Source organism: Azospirillum sp. TSO35-2 (assembly GCF_003116095.1).
In the GTDB taxonomy this organism is placed as follows: domain Bacteria; phylum Pseudomonadota; class Alphaproteobacteria; order Azospirillales; family Azospirillaceae; genus Azospirillum.
Window position 1 is genome coordinate 2,990,463 of record NZ_LGRA01000021.1, and the last position, 17,821, is coordinate 3,008,283.

Genomic DNA, 17,821 nt, shown 5'->3' on the forward strand with positions numbered 1-17,821 from the left:
TCCCGGCGGTGTCCGTTACGGCGCGGTGGAGGCGGTGTGGATCGAGCTGGGTGTCCCGTCCATCGCGACGACGCGCGGGCTGACGCGGCTGCCCGGCCGGGCGTGCTGCAGGCCGTTGACGACGACGCGCTCGCCGGGCTCCAGCCCGCTGGTGACGACGCGCAGCCCGGCCTGGAAGGCGCCGGGGACGATCACCCGGTAGCCGACGGTGTCGTCCGGGCCGACGACCAGGACGAACTTCTTGTCCTGGTCGGTGCCGATGGCGCGGTCATCGACCATCAGGGCGTCGTGCGGCTGGCTGCCACCGACCTTGATGCGGGCGTAAAGGCCGGGAACCAGCAGCCCGTCGGCGTTGTCGAAGCGGGCGCGCACCCGGATGGTGCCCGACACGGCGTCCATGCGGTTGTCGACATGCTCCACCGTGCCGTCGCGCGAATAGCCCGCCTCGTTGGCAAGGCCGAGCTGCACCGGCACGCCGGCCGCGTCCTTCACCCCGGCGATGTGGGTCAGGTAGGTCTGCTCGTCGACGTCGAACGAGGCGTAGATCGGCGAGACCGAGACCAGCGTGGTCAGCGGCGCCGCGGTGGCGCCCGCCGCCACCACGTTGCCGACCGTCACCTCGGCGCGCGACACCCGGCCGGAAACCGGCGCGCGGACCTGGGTGTGCTCCAGGTCGATGCGGGCGATCTCCAGCGCCGCCTGGGCGGCCTTCAGGTTGGCGGCGGCGGCGCGGGCGTCGTTCTCCTTGCTCTCCAGCGACTGGCGGGAAATGGTGTCGTCGCGGACCAGCCGCTGGGCGCGCTCCAGATCCGACGCGGTGAAGCGGACGCGGGCCTGGGCGGCGGCGACCTGCGCCTCCTGCCGGGCGACCTCCGCCTCATAGGGACGCGGGTCGATGGTGAACAGGACGTCGCCCTGGCGCACCAGCGCGCCGTTGCGGAAATGCACGGCGGTGATGGCGCCGGCGACCTGCGGGCGCAGCTCCACCCGGTCCACCGCTTCCAGCCGGCCGGAATAGGACTGCCAGTCGGTGATCTTGCGGGCGACGACCGGAGCGACATCGACCTCGGGCGGCGGCGGGGCGGCGGCGGCCGTGGTCTGCGGCGCGTCGGCGTGGCCCTGGCTGACCACGACACCGGCGCCACCGGCGGCGGCGATGCCGGCGAGAAGGACAAGAGCGAGCTTCGAACGGGATGTGATCGACATGGTGCGTGTCTCCAGCGGGGCGGAGGAAAGGGTCAGGTGCGGACGCCGGGCAGCCGGCGTCGGAAGAAGTCGGCGACCGCCTGCCGCGCCGGCGGATGGCCGGGCAGGGCGTCGTGCGAGATGGCGGGGAAGCGTGTGACCTCGGTCGGCACGCCGGCGGCGATCAGGCCGGCGGCGTACTGCTCGGCCTCGGCGCGCAGCAGGTCGTTCTGGGCGGTGACGATCAGCGCCGGGGGCAGCCCGGCCAGCCGCCGCGATTCCAACGGCGCGGCGTAGGGGTGCAGGCGCTGCGCCGCGTCCGGCAGATAGGCGCGGTAGCAGCGGGCACAGCTCGCCATCGTCGGATCGAACGGCGCCACGCGCTCCTCACCGGCACCGGTGCGGCTGGCCCGTGTCAGGCTGGGGTCGAGCATCGGGCCGAGCAGCGCCTGGGCGGCGATGGCGACGCCCCCCAGGTCGCGGGCGAGGAAGGTCAGCGAGGTGGCGACATGGCCGCCGGCGTCGTAACCGGCAACCCCCAGCCCGCCGTCGGCCAGCCCCAGCTCGCGCGCCGTCCCGGCGGTCCACACCGCGGCGCGGTAGGCGTCCTGGGCAGCGGCCGGGAAGGGGTGGGCGGGGGCCAGCGAGTAGCCGACCGACACCACCAGCGCCGGCACCGCCGCCGCGATGGCCGCCGCGCTGTCCTCCGCCTCGTCCAGCGAGCCGGAGGTGAAGCCGCCGCCATGCAGGTAGAGCAGCGCCGGCACCGCCAACCCGATCAGCGGCCGGTACAGCCGCAGCCGGATGTCCTGGGCGTGGCCGGCGATGGTCCGCTCATCGACCTCGAACGGGCAGGGCGTGGCGGCCGGCTGCGACGCGCTGCTTTGTGGCCTTGATGACCGTCCCATTCCGCTCCGGTGCCGCGGCACCCCTCCCGTATTGCAACAGGAGGGAGTGTGGCGTCTTGACGCAGCTGAATAAATACTGGGTCAGCGTCAACACAATTCGGATCGGATGAACAATCGCCGGGGCGCCTGCCCCGTCAACCGACGCACAGGGTCAAATCACGCACAGGCAGGCGCCGTCCGCCTCCATGGCGACGGAGTCGACGGCAACCGGCAACGCCTTCTCCGGCTTGACCTTTTCCGGCTTGCCCTTCTTGGGGGCCTCGCCGCCGCAGGCGTCGAGGGGCAGATCCTCGCCCTGCATCAGCGGACAGCGTTCGAACAGCTCGGCGAGCCAGTCGACGAAGACGCGCACCTTCGGCGACAGGTGGCGGTTTTGCGGGTAGAGGGCGGAGATCGGCATCAGGGCCGGGCGCCATTCCGTGAGGAATTCCACCAGGGCGCCGCTGCGCAGGTGGGGCAGGACCATGAAGCGGGCGGGCTGGATGATCCCCAGCCCCTCCAGCCCACAGGTGACGTAGGCGTCGGCGTCGTTCACCGACACCGTGCCGGCCATCTTCACCTCGTGCTCCTCGCCGTCGCGCACGAAGCTCAGCTCGTGGACCTTGCCGGTGCGGCTGAAATAGTTGACGGCGACGTGGCGCTCCAGATCCTCCAGCGTCTCCGGCACGCCGTGGGCGGCGATGTAGGACGGGCTGGCGCAGGTCACCGGGCGGAAGGCGCCGACCCGCCGGGCGATCAGGCTGGAATCCTGCAGGTCGCCGACGCGCAGGACGCAGTCCACCCCCTCCTGGATCAGGTCGATCGGCCGGTCGCTCATGCCGATCATGATCTCGATGTCGGGATAGGCGCGGTGGAACTCGTGGATCGCCGGGATGATCATCAGCCGGCCGATCGAACCGGGCATGTCGACGCGCAGCCGCCCGCGCGGCGTCTTGCGCGCGCTGGTGAAGGAGGCTTCGACCTCCTCCAGGTCCTGGAGGATGCGGGTGGCGCCCTCCAGATAGGCGGCGCCGTCGAGCGTCAGGCTCAGCTTGCGCGTCGTGCGCTGGAGCAGCCGGACGCCCAGCTGGGCTTCGAGATTCTGGATGGTGGTGGTGACCGACGCCCGCGGCAGGCCCAGCGTGTCGGCGGCTTTGGAAAAGCTGTTGACCTCCACCACCCGAACGAAGACGCGCATCGCGTGAAGCTTGTCCATGGTCGCCCCGTCCCGCCCGTGGTTCCACGCCGCCCGACAGGCGGCCCGGCTATTTAACCACGGCCTTCGGCGCTGTCGACTGTCCGGACGGTCATGGCTGGGGCGCGGGGCCGGATCCGGGTGGGGCCCGAGCGGCGCGGGGTCCGGTGGAGTGGCCGTTCGACACCGCGGCGGACGGATCGCCGCCGCGGTGCCTGCGGACCGTCACGTCCGCCGGTGGCGCATCATTGCGCCTGCGTGCCCGGCTGCCCGGTGGTGGTGCCCTGCGTCCCCGTGCCGTCGTTCCGCATCGTGTCGTTCGGCATGGTGGTGTCGCGCGAGGTGCCGGACGACCGCCCGGTGGTGCTCCGGTCGCCCGCATTGCCGGTCGAACTGCCGGACGAGGTGCCGGTATGGTCGTTCAGGTTCAGCGCGGACAGCGTGCGGTCGTCGGCCCGGCCGGTGGCCTTCAGGCCATTGTCGCGCTGGAACTTGATCAGGGCGCGGCGGGTGCTGGCGCCCCAGATGCCGTCGACGGTGATGTCGCGGCCGTCGTTGTGGTCGTTCAGCGCCTGCTGCAGGTCGCGGACGCGCTCGTGGCTCATGCCGGCGGCGGTCATGCCGCCCGACGTCCGGTGGGACTTTCCGGTGTGGGTCGTGTTGTCGGAGCGGGCGTCGCTGACCTCCTTGCTCGCCTTGTCGGTCCAGCGGTCGGTCTTCTTGCCCAGCCCCTCGTCCATGCTGTTGCCGGCGACGGCGCCGCCGACACCGCCGACCACGGCACCGACCGGGCCGCCGACCACCGCGCCGGCCACCGCGCCGCTGCCGGCGCCGGTCGCCGTCCGCGAGGTTTCCGTGCTGCCGCAGGCGCTGAGCGCGAACAGGGCGCCGACCGCCGCCGCGGTCATCAAGCTCTTGGGAATCCCACGCATGGTTGCGATCCTTTTCTGTGTTGGCGACCCGCCGCCCCGTGCGGCAAGAACTGTCCTGCCGCCCGGCAAGCGACAGCTGGGTCATACCAACAACAATCAGCAGGACGCCGGCTTGTTCCCTGACCCCGTCCGGGGATTTTCGGCCGAACCTCTACACCATCCGGAAAAACGACGGCGTCCGGGCGTCGATTGCGGCGAAAGCGAGGGAGCGGAACACGCTCCGGAGCGTTGGATGCGGGCGATCGAGCGGCCGCGCCGCGGCCCGGATGAGGGTCGGGAACGCGGATCGCCACCGAAGCGGGCTATCCGTAAGGGCCTGCGGTCCGGTCACCGGGATCCCCCCTTGCGCGGCCCGGAACGCCTTGATCGACGACCGTTCGGGCCTACATGAGCATCATCCCCGATACCCTTGATTTCATGCGTTTCACGCGACGGCGGCTGGCTCTGGGCCCAGGCGCCGCCGACCGCCGTTTCCCGGTCTGCGGCTGGCCGGCACGGTCGGCCCGGCGGCTTTGCAGAGCGATGGGCGGTCGGGGAAGGGAGTTACGAATGCCGAGCCAACACCGTTCGACCGAACCGCTGTCCCTCTATCTGAGGGACATGCGCAAATACGACCAACTCGCTCCGGAGGAGGAGCGCGACCTTGCCCGCCGCTGGCGCGGGCGGGACGACGCCGACGCGCTCGACCGGCTGGTCGGCAGCCATCTGCGGCTGGCGGTCGGTGTCGCCAAACGGTTCCAACGCTACGGCCTGCCGCTGGCCGATCTGGTGGCGGAGGGGAACATCGGGCTGATGCGCGCGGCGCGGAAGTTCGATCCGGAGAGGGGCTACCGCTTCTCCACCTACGCCCACTGGTGGATCCGCGCGGCCATCCAGGATTATGTCCTGCAGAACTGGTCGCTGGTGAAGATCGGCTCCAGCAGCGCCCACCGCACCCTGTTCTTCAGCCTGCGCCACCTGAAGGCCCGGCTGGCGGAGCTGGAGAGCGGCGACCTGTCACCGGAGGCGACCGCCACCATCGCCGCCGAACTCGACCTGCCGGAGCGCGACGTGGTGGAGATGAACCGCCGCCTGTCGGCCGACCGTTCCTTGAACGCCACGGTCGGGGAGGATGACGGCCTGGAATGGCAGGACCTGCTGGCCGACGACCAGGCCGACCAGGAAACCACGCTGGCCGAGGCGGAGGAGCACGTCCAGCGCCGGCGGCTGATCGCGCTGGGGCTCGACAAGCTGAACGCGCGGGACCGCCAGATCCTGATCGCCCGCCGCCTGCTGGACGAACCGGTGACCGCCGACGAGTTGAGCCGGCGCTTCAACCTGTCGCGCCAGCGCATCGGCCAGATCGAGGCGGCGGCGATGCAGACCGTTCGCAAGGCCGTTCTGGCCGGCCGGGCCGCCACCACGCCGTCCGGACCGCGGCCGGGCGCGTCCACGGGGCGGAAGGGACGGGCGGGTGGCCGGATCAGCGGGCCGGCCCGGTCCTGACCCCGTTGAGGCAGCCGGCGGGAAGCAGCGTGTTGCCGACCAGAAGGGCGCCGTGGCGGTACAGGCGCCAGCCGCTGCCCGGTTCCGGCAGGTCGAAGGCCCACAGCCGGCCCGACGGGTCGCTCCACACCATCCGCCCGTTCACCGCCGCCAGGGCCGCGGCGACCTCGGCGGCGCCGGTGCCGGGGCGGAACACCACCATGGTGGCGGTGGCGCCCGGCGGCGGCAGGGCGGCGACCGGACCGGCGATGGTCACCAGCAGGGCCAGCAGCACCGGAACCACCCGCCGTCGCCCGCCGCCACCGGTCGGCGGAGCGGCGTTCCGGTCGGACCGCTGAAGCCACCAGCCGGCCACGGCGACGGCGACCCCGAAGATGACGAACCACAGCAGGTCCCAGAACAGCTTGTCCTCGACGTCCATGCGGATGCGGTGGATGCCCAGCAGCCAGTGCGACAGCACGCCGTCCAGCATGTGCCACACCCCGAACCCGATCAGCGCCACCCCGGCCAACGCCCGCCCGGTGACGCGCCCGGCAGCCAGGGCATCGCGGCCGCGCCACAGCAGCCACAGCCCGGCCGCGGCGATGACGTACATCAGCGCGTGGAACAGCCCGTCCGCCAGGATCTGCACCCGGATGTCGCGGAAGGCCGGGGCGTCGATGGCCGAGAGCAGATGGTGCCATTGCAGGATCTGGTGCAGCAGGATCCCGTCGAAGAACCCGCCCAGCGCAAAGCCGAGGCTGCCGCCGGCCAGCAGAAGCCGGCGTTCCCGCCCGTTCGGGGCGGGCACCGGCGGCCGGCCGCTGTCGACGTCCATGGCGGACATGGCGCCCCTTCCTCCGCGTGGTCGGCATCCGCTTTCCAAACGGCGGCGCGGCGCGCTGGTTCCGGCCAACCACCGGCGGGCGTCCCCACCGGCGGGCGTCCTCCACCGACATCCGTGCACCGACCGGCGCGACCCGGATCGCGCAGCCCTGGCGTGAAGGACGTAACCCCTTCTCCCCATGGCGCTGCGATGGAAGGAACTCCGATCGCGTCCGCCACCATGGCGGCGAAACTGGCCATGGTGGGTTACATCCCCGGTGGCGACATGAAACCTTCCGGGCTCCCTCGCCACGACTTTACGCCGGTCCTGGCCGGAGGTGGTGACCGTCACACCCCCGCCGGCCAATCGGGGACACCGCCGTGCCGGCAGCGGTGCCCCGGGCCGGCGACGGCCATTCTGCGTTGTGGACATGTTGTGGACGGGGGCCGGGAACCGCGACGACAGGAGAGGCAGGGCCGCATGCTGGAGCGTCAGGCGAGGGACGTCCGTCTCGACCTTTTCAAGGGCGTGGCCCTTCTCATCATCTTCATCAACCACGTCGGGACCAACCCGCTGGCGAAGGTGATGCCCGGCCGTTTCGGACCGTCCGATTCGGCGGAGATCTTCGTCTTCATCTCCGGCTACGCCGTGGCGCTGGCCTACGGTCCGGTCCTGGCGGAGCGCGGCTTCGCCGCCTGCCTGGGCAAGGCGCTGGCCCGCTGCCGCCATTTGTGGGCGGCGAACATCGCCACCATGCTCGCCTGCGCCCTGGTCGTCGCCGCGGCGGTCCATGGCGCCGACCTGCCGATCACCGCCTCCAACCGGCTGGCCAGCTTCGCGCCGCTGTTCGACAGCCCGGTGACGGCGATGGCGTGGCATCTGGTTCTGCTGTATCTGCCCTTCGCGCTCGACATCCTGGCGCTCTACATCGTTCTGGTTGCCGCCGCTCCGGTTTTCCTGTGGTCCTACGCCCGCTTCGGCTGGGCGGCGGTGGTGGCGTCGGTTGCGCTGTATCTGGCCGCCCAGGCCGTGCCGGAGGCGACGCCTCCCAACCTGTGGCAGGGCGGCTGGAACTTCAGCCCGCTGGCGTGGCAGTGCGTCTTCTTCCTGGGCACGACGCTGGCCCTGGTCGTGCGCAGCGGCCGGCTGAGGTTGCCGCGTTCGCCCTGGCTGCTGGTGGCGGCGCTGGCGGTGGTGGTCGGCATGGCGCTGTGGAAGGGGGCGGCGTCCGACCTCGGCCGGTCGCTGCTGCCCGTTTCGCTGCATCCATGGCTGCCGGCGGACACCATTCCCTGGGCCGGAAAGCACAGTCTGGAGCCGATGCGGCTGCTGCATTTCCTGGCGCTGGTCTGCGCCGCGGCGCTGCTGGTGCCGCGCGACGCCGCGTGGCTGCGCTCCGGCCCGGCGCGGCTGCTGACCGCCTGCGGCCGCCATTCGCTGCCGGTGTTCTGCGTCGGGGTGGTGCTGTCCTTCACCGGCACCGTGCTGTTGCTGCTGGCCGACCGGAGCATGGCGACCGTCCTGGCGGTCAACCTGGGCGGCATGGCGGCGCTGGTGCTGTTGGCGATGGTGCTGGAGCGTCGGCGGACGCGCCGGGGTGTTTCCCCGGCCCCCACCGCGACGGTTGCGGCGGAGACGCCCTGACCCGGCGTCGATCCGGCAAGCTACGGCTGAGCGTCTTGAATCCTGCGGTCGGACGGCGCATAATCCCGGAATGCAAATCAATCCGGCCATACCGTCCTACCAGACGTTGAAGCCGACCCCGCAGCTGACGCCCGCGGCGCAGATCGCCATGTCTCCGGCAGTCCAGGCGGCGCAGCAGACCGCTCCGTCGGTGCGCACCCAGACCGCGGCCGCGCCGCAGGCCACCGGCAAGTCCGAACAGACGCGCGACGCCCGGTCGGGAACCCAGGGCGGCCAGACGGTCGACACGACCGCGGCGGCGCTGGGCGCGCGGGTGAACGCCCAGGGCTATCGCGGCTCCGCCCGCGGATCGCTGCTCGACCTTTCGGCCTGAGCCGGCGCCTCATCAGGTTGCTGCGCCAAAAAGGCGGCGGAGGTTTCCCTCCGCCGCCTTTGTCGTTTCGCGCCGGAGAGGCGCGTTGGCCTCAGTGCGACAATTCGCTCAGGGGACCCTTGCCCTTGACGGACTCGTAGCGGCCCTTCTGCCACTTCTCCAGTCCCTGGAGTTCCTTCTCGGTCATGTTCAGGGTCAGCTTGCTGCCCTTCATGTGCAGCTTGCTCAGCGGCAGGACGACGTCCTTGTCGCTGACATCCACGGTGTGGTCGACGTCGAGCACGGCGTAGAGCTGGTTGTTGTAGCGGACGACATCCTCGATCTCCGCCATGTTCTCGCCCTTGCTGCCGTAGATGTCCTTCCCCTTCAACTGATCGACATGCATCCGCAGCAGCGCCGGATCGGCGCGGTCGTCGACGGCCGCAACCGTTGGATTGTTGGACTTGGTGACGCTGTGGTCGGACGCAGCCAGGGCCGGCGTGGCGGCAAGCATGGCGGCGGTGCAGCCCAGAAGAAGGTAGCGTTTCATCGGTTGGCTCCATCTTGCGTGGATGTTGTCCCCGATGAACGGCGCAGTCTGCGGGAAGGTTTCATTGCAGCCAAAAGAAAGGGGCCTTTCCCCCGATTTGAGAAAGGCCCCCTGGTATTCCGGACGGTTGCGGAACGCTTACTTCAGCTCGTCCATCGTGTTGATGATGTGACTGACGATGCCGTATTCCTTGGCCTCGTCCGCCATCATCCAATAGTTGCGATCGGTGTCCTTGGAGACCTTTTCCAGCGTCTGCCCGGTCTCACGCGCGATGATCTTGTTCAGACGCTCGCGCATGCGGATGATTTCCTTCGCCTCGATGGCGATGTCCGTCGCCCGGCCGCCCGTCCCGCCCAGCGGCTGGTGGATCAGGAAGCGGGTGTTGGGCAGGCAGAAGCGGTCTTCCTTGTTCGCCGCCAGGAAGATGTGGCAGCCGGCGCTGGCGACCCAGCCCGTGCCCAGCATCTTCACCCGCGGCTTGATGAAGCGGATCATGTCGTGGATGGTGTCGCCGGCCTCGACGTGACCACCGGGCGAGTTGACCACCACGGTGACGTCGTCGTCGCTCTCATGGGCGAACGCCAGCAGCTGCGCCGAAACGGCCTGCGCCAGCTTCATGTCGATCTGACCGAAGATCAGGACCGTGCGCGCCTTGAACAGGCTCTGCTGAACGGCGGCGAACGGCGGCTGGGCGCTGTCCTTCGACTTTTCGTCCGGTTCCTTTTCCGGTTCATCGTCGAACCGGGTGTATCCGACCTGCGCCATTGATGTTCTTCTCCCTGATATCGGAAGCGGGGCTGCGGACCCTCGTCGGACCCGGAGCCGCATTGCGCCTTGCCAAGTCTCCACATAGCCTGTCCGGGCTGCATGTTCAACGTCCGGCAGGCCAAAATCGGTCGGGACCGGATTGACCCGGCCCGGTCGCTCCGGCCACACTCCGCCCGCCGGAATATCGAGGAGCGGAGCGGAATGGCCGGAACGGCGGCGGGGCAGGGCGTGTCGGTGATCATCGCGGCCCACCGCGCCCACGACACCATCGCGCGCGCCGTGCGCAGCCTGCTGGACCAGGACTGGACCGCGTGGGAGGCGGTGATCGTCAGCGACGACGGCACCGATTACCGCCCGACGCTGGTGGCGGCGGGACTGGATGATCCGCGGCTGGTCTTCACCGGCACCGGCCGAATCGGCGCCGGCGCGCCGGCGGCGCGCAACGCCGGACTGGCGGCAGCGCGGCTGGAGCTGGTGGCGCCGCTCGACGCCGACGACCGCTTCCGGCCCGGCCGGCTGTCGGCGCTGGCCCCGCTGGCGCTGGTCCATGGCGCCGCCTTCGACAACGTCGCCGTGGTGCGGGACGAGGATGATTCGCCGCTGTTGCGCCTGTTCGACGATGGCACGGCGCCGGCACGGCTCGACGCCGGCGGCTTCCTGGCCACCTCGGTGCCGATGTTCCCGCTGGTGCGCCGCGAGCTGGCGCCGGGCTGGGACGAGGACGTGAATTTCTGCGACGACGTGGTGTTCAACACGCGGCTTCTCGCCACCACCGGCCCGGTCCCGCTGGTGGCGACGCCCTTCTACGAATATCGCCAGCGCGCCGGCTCCATCACCTTCTCCGCCGACAGCGGGGAGCGGGCGGAGCGCTGCTACCGCCATGTGCTGGACCGGCTGGCGCGGGATGGATTCGGCATCGCCGACCGCGCCTTGGTCGCCCGCTTCGCCGCCGCCATCGAGATCAAGCGCGCCCGCAACGCCGCCTTCGATGCCGCCTTCAAGGCCGGCCGTTGCGCCAACTTCCAGGAGTTCCTGGCGCTGGCCGACGGGTAGCCCCACGATTCGCGACGATTCCGACCACGATTCCGCAGGTTTTGTTTTACCATTTCATGTCAGCCTCGATCTGTCGCCGACCGCCGGACCGGACACGGTATTGGACATGAGCGCCCCGACCTGCTGCCTCGCCCGCATCCCCGCCAACGGAAAGTTCTGGCTGAAGAACGCGCGGGTTCCCGACGCCTTGTGCGACATCCGGATCGAGGATGGCCGCATCCGGGCGCTGGTCCCGGCCGGCGACTCGCCCTGCTGCGCGCCGGGCCTGGACCTCGACGGCGGGGCGGTGCGCCGGCTGGACGGGGATGGTCCGGTCGAGGCCGGCGGGACGGCCGACCTGTGGGTGACGCTGTGCAGCGGCCGGACGGTGGCGATGCGGGGCGGCCGGCTGGAGGATGCGGTTCCCCCCTGACCACCGACGGACGGTTCGCCGCATTGAACCTTCTCGACATCGGATGTGAACTGAACGATATAGTTCAGTTTGCCCGGCCGCCGTTCGGTTGCGCCGCGGCGGCAACGAAACGTCTTCCAGGTCACAGCCTCCATGCGCCATTCGCTTCGCATCGTCGCACTCCTCGTCCTGATGGCATTGGCCGGCGGGGCGTACTGGTATTTCGTGAAGCAGGGCGGAACCGTGGCCGGGCTGACCGCGACGCTGAAGGCGGCCGGCGGCGCACCGGCGCAAGGCGGTGCGTCCGGCGCGCCGGGGGGCGGGGCCAAGCCGCCGGGCGGCATGCCGCCGATGCCGGTGGAGGCGGCGACGGTGCGCGTCGGCACGGTCGACCGCACGGTGACCGCCGTCGGCTCCCTGCTGTCCAACGAATCGGTGATGATCCGTCCGGAAATCGCCGGCCGCATCTCCGAGATCGCCTTCAAGGAAGGCCAGCGCGTGACCAAGGGCAGCGTGCTGGTGCGGCTGGACGACGCCATCGCGCGGGCCACCCTGGCCCAGGCGCAGGCGAGCATCGCCTTTTCCCGCGCCGAACTGTCGCGCGCCGACCAGCTGGTCCGCCAGAACACCGGCCCCTTGCGCAGCCGCGAGCAGGCGGCGGCCAAGCTGCTGGCCGACGAGGCGGCGGTGCAGTTGGCGAAGGCGCAACTGGACAAGCAGGTCATCACCGCGCCGTTCGACGGCGTGCTGGGCCTGCGCAAGGTGTCGGTCGGCGACTTCGTCCAGGCGGGCAAGGACATCGTCAACCTGGAGGACATCGACACCCTGAAGCTGGATTTCCGGGTGCCGGAGATGTTCCTGCCGGCGGTGAAGGTCGGCCAGACGGTGAAGGTGGCGGTGGACGCCTTCGGCGGGCGCAGCTTCGACGGCACGGTCTACGCCATCGACCCGCTGGTCGATGTGAACGGCCGTGCCCTGGCGGTCCGCGCCCGCGTGCCGAATCCCGACGGCAACCTGCGTCCCGGCCTGTTCGCCCGCGTCGGCCTGACCCTGGTCACGGTGCCGAACGCGGTGCTGATCCCGGAACAGGCCATCGTCGCCTTCGGCAAGGACCAGTTCGTCTTCAAGGTGGTCGACGGCAAGGTCAGCCAGACCAAGGTGACCCTGGGCGAGCGCCGCAACGCCGAGGTGGAGATCACCCAGGGGCTGGCCGCCGGCGACGTGGTGGTCACCGCCGGCCAACTGAAGATTCGCGACGGCGCGCCTGTGGCCGTGGTGCCCAACAAGCCCGCCGGGAGCTGAACCCATGGTCCTGTCCGACATTTCGGTCCGCCGTCCCGTCCTAGCGACGGTGATGAGCCTCGCGCTGATGCTGATCGGCATCGTGTCGTACCAGCGCCTGTCGGTGCGCGAGTATCCCAAGATCGACGAGCCGGTGGTCACCGTCGAGACGACCTACAAGGGCGCCTCGGCCCAGATCATCGAGAGCCAAGTCACCCAGACGCTGGAGGACAGCCTCGCCGGCATCGAGGGCATCGACGTCATGTCCTCGATCAGCCGGGCGGAGAAGTCGCAGATCACCCTGCGCTTCCGGCTCGACCGCAACGTCGACGTGGCGGCCAGCGATGTGCGCGACCGGGTGGGCCGCGTCCGCGCCGCCCTGCCGTCGGAAATCGACGAGCCGGTGATCGCCAAGGTCGAGGCCGACGCCCAGCCGATCATCTATCTCGCCTTCTCCTCCGACCGGCATTCGCCGCTGGAGGTCACCGACTTCGCCGACCGCTACGTCAAGGACCGGCTGCAGAACCTGCCCGGCGTCGCCCAGGTCCGCATCTTCGGCGAGCGGCGCTTCGCCATGCGGCTGTGGCTCGACCCGCAGCGGATGGCCGCCTACCGGGTGACGCCGCAGGACGTCGAGGCGGCGCTGCGCAAGCAGAACGTCGAGATCCCGGCCGGCCGCGTCGAAAGCGTGGCGCGCGAGTTCACCGTGGTGTCGGAAACCGACCTGCGCACGCCCGCCGAGTTCGAGAACATCATCCTGCGCGACGATTCCGGCTATCTGGTGCGTCTGCGCGACATTGGCCGGGCGGAGCTGGGCGCGCTCGACGAACGGGTCAGCGCGCGGTTCAACGGCCGCGGCGCCGTCGCCATCGGCGTGGTCAAGCAGTCGACCGCCAACCCGCTCGACGTGTCGAAAGCGGTCAACAACGCGCTGCCGAAGATCACCGCCGCCCTGCCCGACGGCATGGGGGTCGACGTCGCCTATGACAGCTCGGTCTTCATCTCCAAGTCGATTGACGCGGTGTTCCACACGATCTTCGAAGCCATCGTGCTGGTCGTGCTGGTGATCTTCTTCTTCCTGCGCTCTCTGCGGGCGACGCTGGTGCCGCTGGTGACCATCCCGGTGTCGCTGATCGGCGGCTTCGCCCTGATGTACGCCTTCGGCTTCTCGATCAACACGCTGACGCTGCTGTCGATGGTGCTGGCCATCGGCCTGGTGGTCGACGACGCCATCGTCATGCTGGAGAACATCTTCCGTTACGTCGAAGAGGGGATGGACCCCTTCCGGGCGGCGCTGAAGGGCTCGCGCGAGATCGGCTTCGCCGTCATCGCCATGACCATCACGCTGGCGGCGGTGTACGCGCCGATCGGCTTCATGACCGGCCGCACCGGCCGCCTGTTCACCGAGTTCGCGCTGACGCTGGCCGGCGCGGTGATCGTGTCGGGCTTCGTCGCGCTGACGCTGTCGCCGATGATGTGCTCCAAGCTGCTGAAGCACCAGACCAAGCATAATTTTCTCTACCGCGCGATCGAGCGGCTGCTGGAGGGCATGACCAACGGCTACCGCGCCCTGCTGCGTCTGTCGCTGCGGGCCCGGCCGCTGGTGCTGCTGATCGGCCTCGGCGTGGCGGCGGCCAGCTATGTGCTGTTCACCGGCCTGAAGTCGGAGCTGGCACCGGTCGAGGACCGCGGCACCATCGTCGGCATCGCCATCGCGCCGGAAGGCTCGACCCTGGACTACACGATGAGCTACGCCCAGCGGATGGAGGCGCTGTTCCGCCAGATCCCGGTGCTGGAGAAGTTCTTCGTCGTCGTCGGCTTCCCGGTGGTCAACCAGGGCATCGCCTTCGTCCGCCTGATCGACTGGGACCAGCGCGACGTCAAGCAGCAGGCGATCACCGCCCAGCTCTTCCCCAAGATGTTCGGCATTCCCGGCATCCTGGGCTTCGTCACCAACCCGCCGTCGCTGGGCCAGAGCCCGATCGACAAGCCGGTCAACTTCGTCATCCAGACCTCCCTGCCGTTCGAGGAGCTGCAGACGATGGTCAACGGCATGATGGCGGAGGCGCGCAACTTCCCCGGCTTGACCAACCTCGACACCGACCTGAAACTGAACAAGCCGGAGCTGCGCGTCTCGCTGGACCGCGACAAGGCGGCCGACCTGGGGGTGGACGTCGACGCGGTCGGCCGCACGCTGGAAACCCTGCTGGGCGGGCGGCAGGTCACCCGCTTCAAGAAGGAAGGCAAGCAGTACGACGTGATCGTCCAGGTCGCCAACGTCGACCGCCGCAACCCGGACGACATCGCCTCGATCTATGTCCGCGGCGGCACCAGCGCCACCGGCGGCCCCGGCCAGATGATCTCGCTCGCCAACCTGGTGAAGGTGGAGGAGCGGGTGTCGCCCAAGGAGCTGAACCACTTCAACAAGCTGCGCTCCGCCACCATCACCGCGACGCTGGCGCCCGGCGTGTCGCTGGGCGAGGCGCTGGCCGTCATGCAGGCGGCGGCGAACAAGATGCTGCCGGCGACCGCCCAGACCGACTATGCCGGGCAGAGCCGCGAGTTCCGTGAATCGGCGACCGGCCTCTACTTCGTCTTCATCCTGGCGCTGGCCTTCATCTATCTCGTTCTGGCGGCGCAGTTCGAAAGCTTCATCGACCCCTTCGTCATCATGCTGACGGTGCCGCTGTCGATGACCGGTGCGCTCGCCGCGTTGCAGTTCAGCGGCGGGACGATGAACGTCTACAGCCAGATCGGCCTGGTGACGCTGGTCGGGCTGATCACCAAGCACGGCATCCTGATCGTCGAGTTCGCCAATCAGCTCCAGCGTGCCGGAACCGACATCCGCAAGGCGGTGGAGGAAGCGGCCGTGCTGCGCCTGCGCCCGATCCTGATGACGACCGGCGCCATGGTGCTGGGCGCCGTGCCGCTGGCCAACGCCCAGGGCGCCGGTGCCGAAAGCCGGCAGGCGATCGGCGCCGTCATCGTCGGCGGCATGTCGCTGGGCACGCTGCTGACGCTGTTCGTGGTGCCGACGGTCTACAGCTATCTGGCGCGCAAGAAGCCGCTTCCGGTTGAGATCGAAGAGGAGCCTCACGGTTCCGGCCACGCCGCGCCCCATCCGGCGGAATGAGCGGAGGAGCCGCAGCGTCATGGCGAGCGTGCTGATCATCGACGACGACGATGTGGCGCGGGCGGTGCTGCTGCGCACCCTGACCCTGGCCGGTCACGAGGCGGTCGGCGCCCGCGATGGGGTGGAGGGGATGGCGCGTTTTCGCGACCACCCCGCCGACCTCGTCATCACCGACATCTTCATGCCGAACCAGGAGGGGCTGGCGACGATCATGGAACTGCGGCGCAGCGCCCCCGGCCTGAAGATCATCGCGATCTCCGGCGGCGGTGCCCGCGCGTCGCTGGACGTGCTGCCGGTGGCGGAAGCGCTGGGCGCCCAACGCACCCTGCGCAAGCCCTTCACCCCGGCCGAGGTGATGGAGACCGTCCGCGCCGTGCTGGCGGAATGACGGCACAAACACAAACGCCGCTCTCGTGCGAAAGCGGCGTTTGCTGGGTCGGGGTGGGCGTGTCGCTCGGTTCGCGGAGAGAGTTCCAGCTTGTTCTTGTTCAGCCGGGCCGTTCTTGGTCCGTGGAATCGTTTTCGGCCGCCCCGGTCAGGCGGCCATGCGTTCTTCCTGGACGCGGCGGCTGTCGCGAAGGCGTTCGAACATCTGCTGGATGGCGTCGCGGCTGATGCCGTCACGAGCCATGACAGCGATCACGATGGGGTCTTCGAGGAGTTCGGAAAGGGTCGGCGTCGTGCTGCGGTCCATGCGTCCCTCCCAATGTCCGACCCCCGTGTCACCGTGGCCAGTCCCAAGGGGCGGGAGCGGCAGACGGTCGAGGCCGGCAATAGCGATTGACCTATCCTTGTTGGCGTTCTTCTCGGCGTTCGGTCAGGCGGGGTGTAGCCCCTTTGCCCAAGATTGTACGTTGAAAATACAATTTAGCAACCATATCGCAGATCGGGTGGTATTGTCACCCGTCCATTGGTCAAGCTCCGCTATATCTTTCCGTTGCCCAGTATTGGCCGCCTTCCCATCGGATGGCCCGGCCGGGTCGCGGCAAGGATCCATGACCCGACTCCACCGAGTCGATCAGGCCCCCGGCTGCGCACGCGTCAGGCTTGCCCCTGAGGCGGCGCCGTCCGCCGCGGCGGACGGCACCGTGACCTCCACCGCGACCCGCCGGACCTTGGCGTGGGTCAGGCACAGGTCGGCGGCGCGGTCGGCCAAGTAATCGGGGCCGGGAACGGCGGATTCCGCGCACAGCCGGCGCAGATCCTCAACGATGTCCTCGTAGGACATGACGGCCGCGATGTCGTCCGGAAAGCCTGGGCCGGGGTGGGTGACGGTCAGCGTCAGGTCGAAGCGCACCATCGGCCGGTCGGCGCGGCCGGCGATGGCGACGGCCGCGGCGAACCCGCGCACCAGGATGGTGTAGGTGAGCGGCGCACCGCCCGGCTGGACGATGGTGGTTCGTTCTGCGCTGTGATCCGACAACACTGTCTCCCGCCCGGCGGTCCGGCGCCGGTAGTTTTCCGGGCGGCACTATAGGCGGTGCCGCCCCGCCTTACCACCGGCAGCCATGCCGGGACAGGGTCAAAGCGCCTCGGCGATGCGCACCACCGTGTCGCGGCCCGGCACGGCGTCGCGAAGGGCGGCGATGGAGGCGCCCAGCAGCGGGTGGTGAAGGTCCGCGGCGATGTCGGCGAGCGGGCAGAGCACGAAGGCGCGCTCAGCCATGCGGGGATGGGGGATCTCCAGGTCGGGGTCGGCCACCACGCGGTCGCCGTAGAGCAGGATGTCGATGTCGATCGGCCGCGGGCCGAAGCGCAGCCCGCCGCTCTCGCGGCCCAGCGTCGCCTCGATCTCCTTCAGGGCGCGCAGCAGCGGCCGCGGTTCCAGGGTCGTCGTGCCGCGCACCGCCATGTTGAGGAAGGCCGGCTGTTCGGTGACGTACATCGGCGCCGTCTCGTACACCGCCGACAGCGCGTCGATCCGCACGGCGTCGCCCAACCGCCGGATCGCCTCGGCCAGGTTGGCGGCGCGGTCGCCCAGATTGCCGCCGAGCGCCAGATGGACGGTGACGGCGGGCGCGCCTTGATCGGAGCCCTCATCCGAAGGGGTGGGTTGCGGCTGTGGCGGAAGCTCGGCCATGGCTTTGGCGATCCTGATGTGCTGGGATGGGGCGGGTTGCGAAACTCCTAGCAAATCTCCGCGCCTCCGTCAGCCTTGCT

18 protein-coding genes are annotated in these 17,821 nt (G+C 69.7%); 8 read left to right on the top strand and 10 right to left on the bottom strand.

Features of this window, described 5'->3' with window-relative positions:
* Window positions 1-15 precede the first annotated feature (15 nt).
* The 4 genes from TSO352_RS29535 to TSO352_RS29550 form a co-directional block, all read right to left on the bottom strand.
* Entirely contained in the window at window positions 16-1,206 is a 1,191-nt protein-coding gene (locus TSO352_RS29535) for an efflux RND transporter periplasmic adaptor subunit (protein WP_109110607.1), read from the bottom strand.
* Window positions 1,207-1,238: 32 nt separating this feature from the next.
* Window positions 1,239-2,093: an alpha/beta hydrolase gene (locus tag TSO352_RS29540; protein WP_109110608.1), complete on the bottom strand. Its 855-nt coding sequence runs from the start codon at window positions 2,091-2,093 to the stop codon at window positions 1,239-1,241.
* A gap of 151 nt (window positions 2,094-2,244) precedes the next feature.
* Window positions 2,245-3,288 carry a LysR family transcriptional regulator gene (locus TSO352_RS29545; protein WP_109110609.1) on the bottom strand — a complete coding sequence of 348 codons (1,044 nt, stop codon included), beginning with the start codon at window positions 3,286-3,288 and terminating at the stop codon, window positions 2,245-2,247.
* A gap of 224 nt (window positions 3,289-3,512) precedes the next feature.
* Window positions 3,513-4,199, bottom strand: a complete 687-nt coding sequence (locus TSO352_RS29550) for a peptidoglycan-binding domain-containing protein (RefSeq protein ID WP_109110610.1) — start codon at window positions 4,197-4,199, stop codon at window positions 3,513-3,515.
* Window positions 4,200-4,748: 549 nt separating this feature from the next.
* Here TSO352_RS29550 and TSO352_RS29555 point away from each other — a divergent pair.
* Window positions 4,749-5,684: an RNA polymerase factor sigma-32 gene (locus TSO352_RS29555; protein WP_109110611.1), complete on the top strand. Its 936-nt coding sequence runs from the start codon at window positions 4,749-4,751 to the stop codon at window positions 5,682-5,684.
* On the opposite strand, the gene TSO352_RS29560 is transcribed toward TSO352_RS29555, so the two are convergent.
* Window positions 5,662-6,510, bottom strand: a complete 849-nt coding sequence (locus TSO352_RS29560) for a DUF2243 domain-containing protein (protein WP_247872504.1) — start codon at window positions 6,508-6,510, stop codon at window positions 5,662-5,664. The two genes, TSO352_RS29555 and TSO352_RS29560, sit on opposite strands and share 23 nt — an antisense overlap.
* Window positions 6,511-6,969: 459 nt before the next feature.
* On the opposite strand from TSO352_RS29560, the gene TSO352_RS29565 reads away from it, so the two are divergent.
* Together TSO352_RS29565 and TSO352_RS29570 are read left to right on the top strand one after the other, a co-directional pair.
* Entirely contained in the window at window positions 6,970-8,133 is a 1,164-nt protein-coding gene (locus TSO352_RS29565; RefSeq protein ID WP_109110613.1) for an OpgC domain-containing protein, read from the top strand.
* A 70-nt stretch (window positions 8,134-8,203) separates the two neighbouring features.
* Window positions 8,204-8,506 (top strand): hypothetical protein, encoded by a 303-nt coding sequence (locus tag TSO352_RS29570; RefSeq protein WP_109110614.1) that lies wholly within the window; start codon window positions 8,204-8,206, stop codon window positions 8,504-8,506.
* 91 nt (window positions 8,507-8,597) lie between these two features.
* Here TSO352_RS29570 and TSO352_RS29575 read toward each other — a convergent pair whose 3' ends face one another.
* Both TSO352_RS29575 and TSO352_RS29580 read right to left on the bottom strand, forming a co-directional pair.
* The gene (locus TSO352_RS29575) at window positions 8,598-9,035 is read right to left on the bottom strand and encodes a PRC-barrel domain-containing protein (RefSeq protein WP_109110615.1); all 438 of its coding nucleotides are present in this window, start codon (window positions 9,033-9,035) and stop codon (window positions 8,598-8,600) included.
* Window positions 9,036-9,173: 138 nt separating this feature from the next.
* The gene (locus TSO352_RS29580; RefSeq protein WP_109110616.1) at window positions 9,174-9,800 is read right to left on the bottom strand and encodes an ATP-dependent Clp protease proteolytic subunit; all 627 of its coding nucleotides are present in this window, start codon (window positions 9,798-9,800) and stop codon (window positions 9,174-9,176) included.
* 204 nt (window positions 9,801-10,004) lie between these two features.
* Here TSO352_RS29580 and TSO352_RS29585 point away from each other — a divergent pair, with 204 nt between their 5' ends.
* The 5 genes from TSO352_RS29585 to TSO352_RS29605 all read left to right on the top strand — a co-directional run bounded on the left by TSO352_RS29585 (window position 10,005) and on the right by TSO352_RS29605 (window position 16,049).
* Window positions 10,005-10,856, top strand: coding sequence for a glycosyltransferase (locus TSO352_RS29585; RefSeq protein ID WP_109110617.1), 852 nt, complete (start codon window positions 10,005-10,007; stop codon window positions 10,854-10,856).
* Between the two features lie 106 nt (window positions 10,857-10,962).
* Entirely contained in the window at window positions 10,963-11,268 is a 306-nt protein-coding gene (locus TSO352_RS29590) for a hypothetical protein (RefSeq protein ID WP_109110618.1), read from the top strand.
* Window positions 11,269-11,400: 132 nt separating this feature from the next.
* Window positions 11,401-12,549, top strand: a complete 1,149-nt coding sequence (locus TSO352_RS29595; RefSeq protein WP_109110619.1) for an efflux RND transporter periplasmic adaptor subunit — start codon at window positions 11,401-11,403, stop codon at window positions 12,547-12,549.
* A gap of 4 nt (window positions 12,550-12,553) precedes the next feature.
* Window positions 12,554-15,661, top strand: a complete 3,108-nt coding sequence (locus tag TSO352_RS29600) for an efflux RND transporter permease subunit (protein WP_109110620.1) — start codon at window positions 12,554-12,556, stop codon at window positions 15,659-15,661.
* 19 nt (window positions 15,662-15,680) lie between these two features.
* On the top strand, window positions 15,681-16,049 hold the full coding sequence (locus tag TSO352_RS29605) for a response regulator (RefSeq protein ID WP_109110621.1): 369 nt from the start codon (window positions 15,681-15,683) through the stop codon (window positions 16,047-16,049).
* A gap of 147 nt (window positions 16,050-16,196) precedes the next feature.
* Here the strand turns inward: TSO352_RS29605 and TSO352_RS33680 are convergent, their stop codons facing one another.
* The 3 genes from TSO352_RS33680 to folK all read right to left on the bottom strand — a co-directional run bounded on the left by TSO352_RS33680 (window position 16,197) and on the right by folK (window position 17,741).
* A complete protein-coding gene (locus tag TSO352_RS33680; protein ID WP_199231744.1) occupies window positions 16,197-16,355 on the bottom strand; it encodes a hypothetical protein in 159 nt (52 codons plus the stop codon).
* A 324-nt stretch (window positions 16,356-16,679) separates the two neighbouring features.
* Complete coding sequence (locus TSO352_RS29610) at window positions 16,680-17,084, bottom strand: hypothetical protein (RefSeq protein WP_109110945.1); 405 nt, start codon at window positions 17,082-17,084, stop codon at window positions 16,680-16,682.
* A 99-nt stretch (window positions 17,085-17,183) separates the two neighbouring features.
* The gene (folK, locus tag TSO352_RS29615; RefSeq protein WP_109110622.1) at window positions 17,184-17,741 is read right to left on the bottom strand and encodes a 2-amino-4-hydroxy-6-hydroxymethyldihydropteridine diphosphokinase; all 558 of its coding nucleotides are present in this window, start codon (window positions 17,739-17,741) and stop codon (window positions 17,184-17,186) included.
* Window positions 17,742-17,821 lie beyond the last annotated feature (80 nt).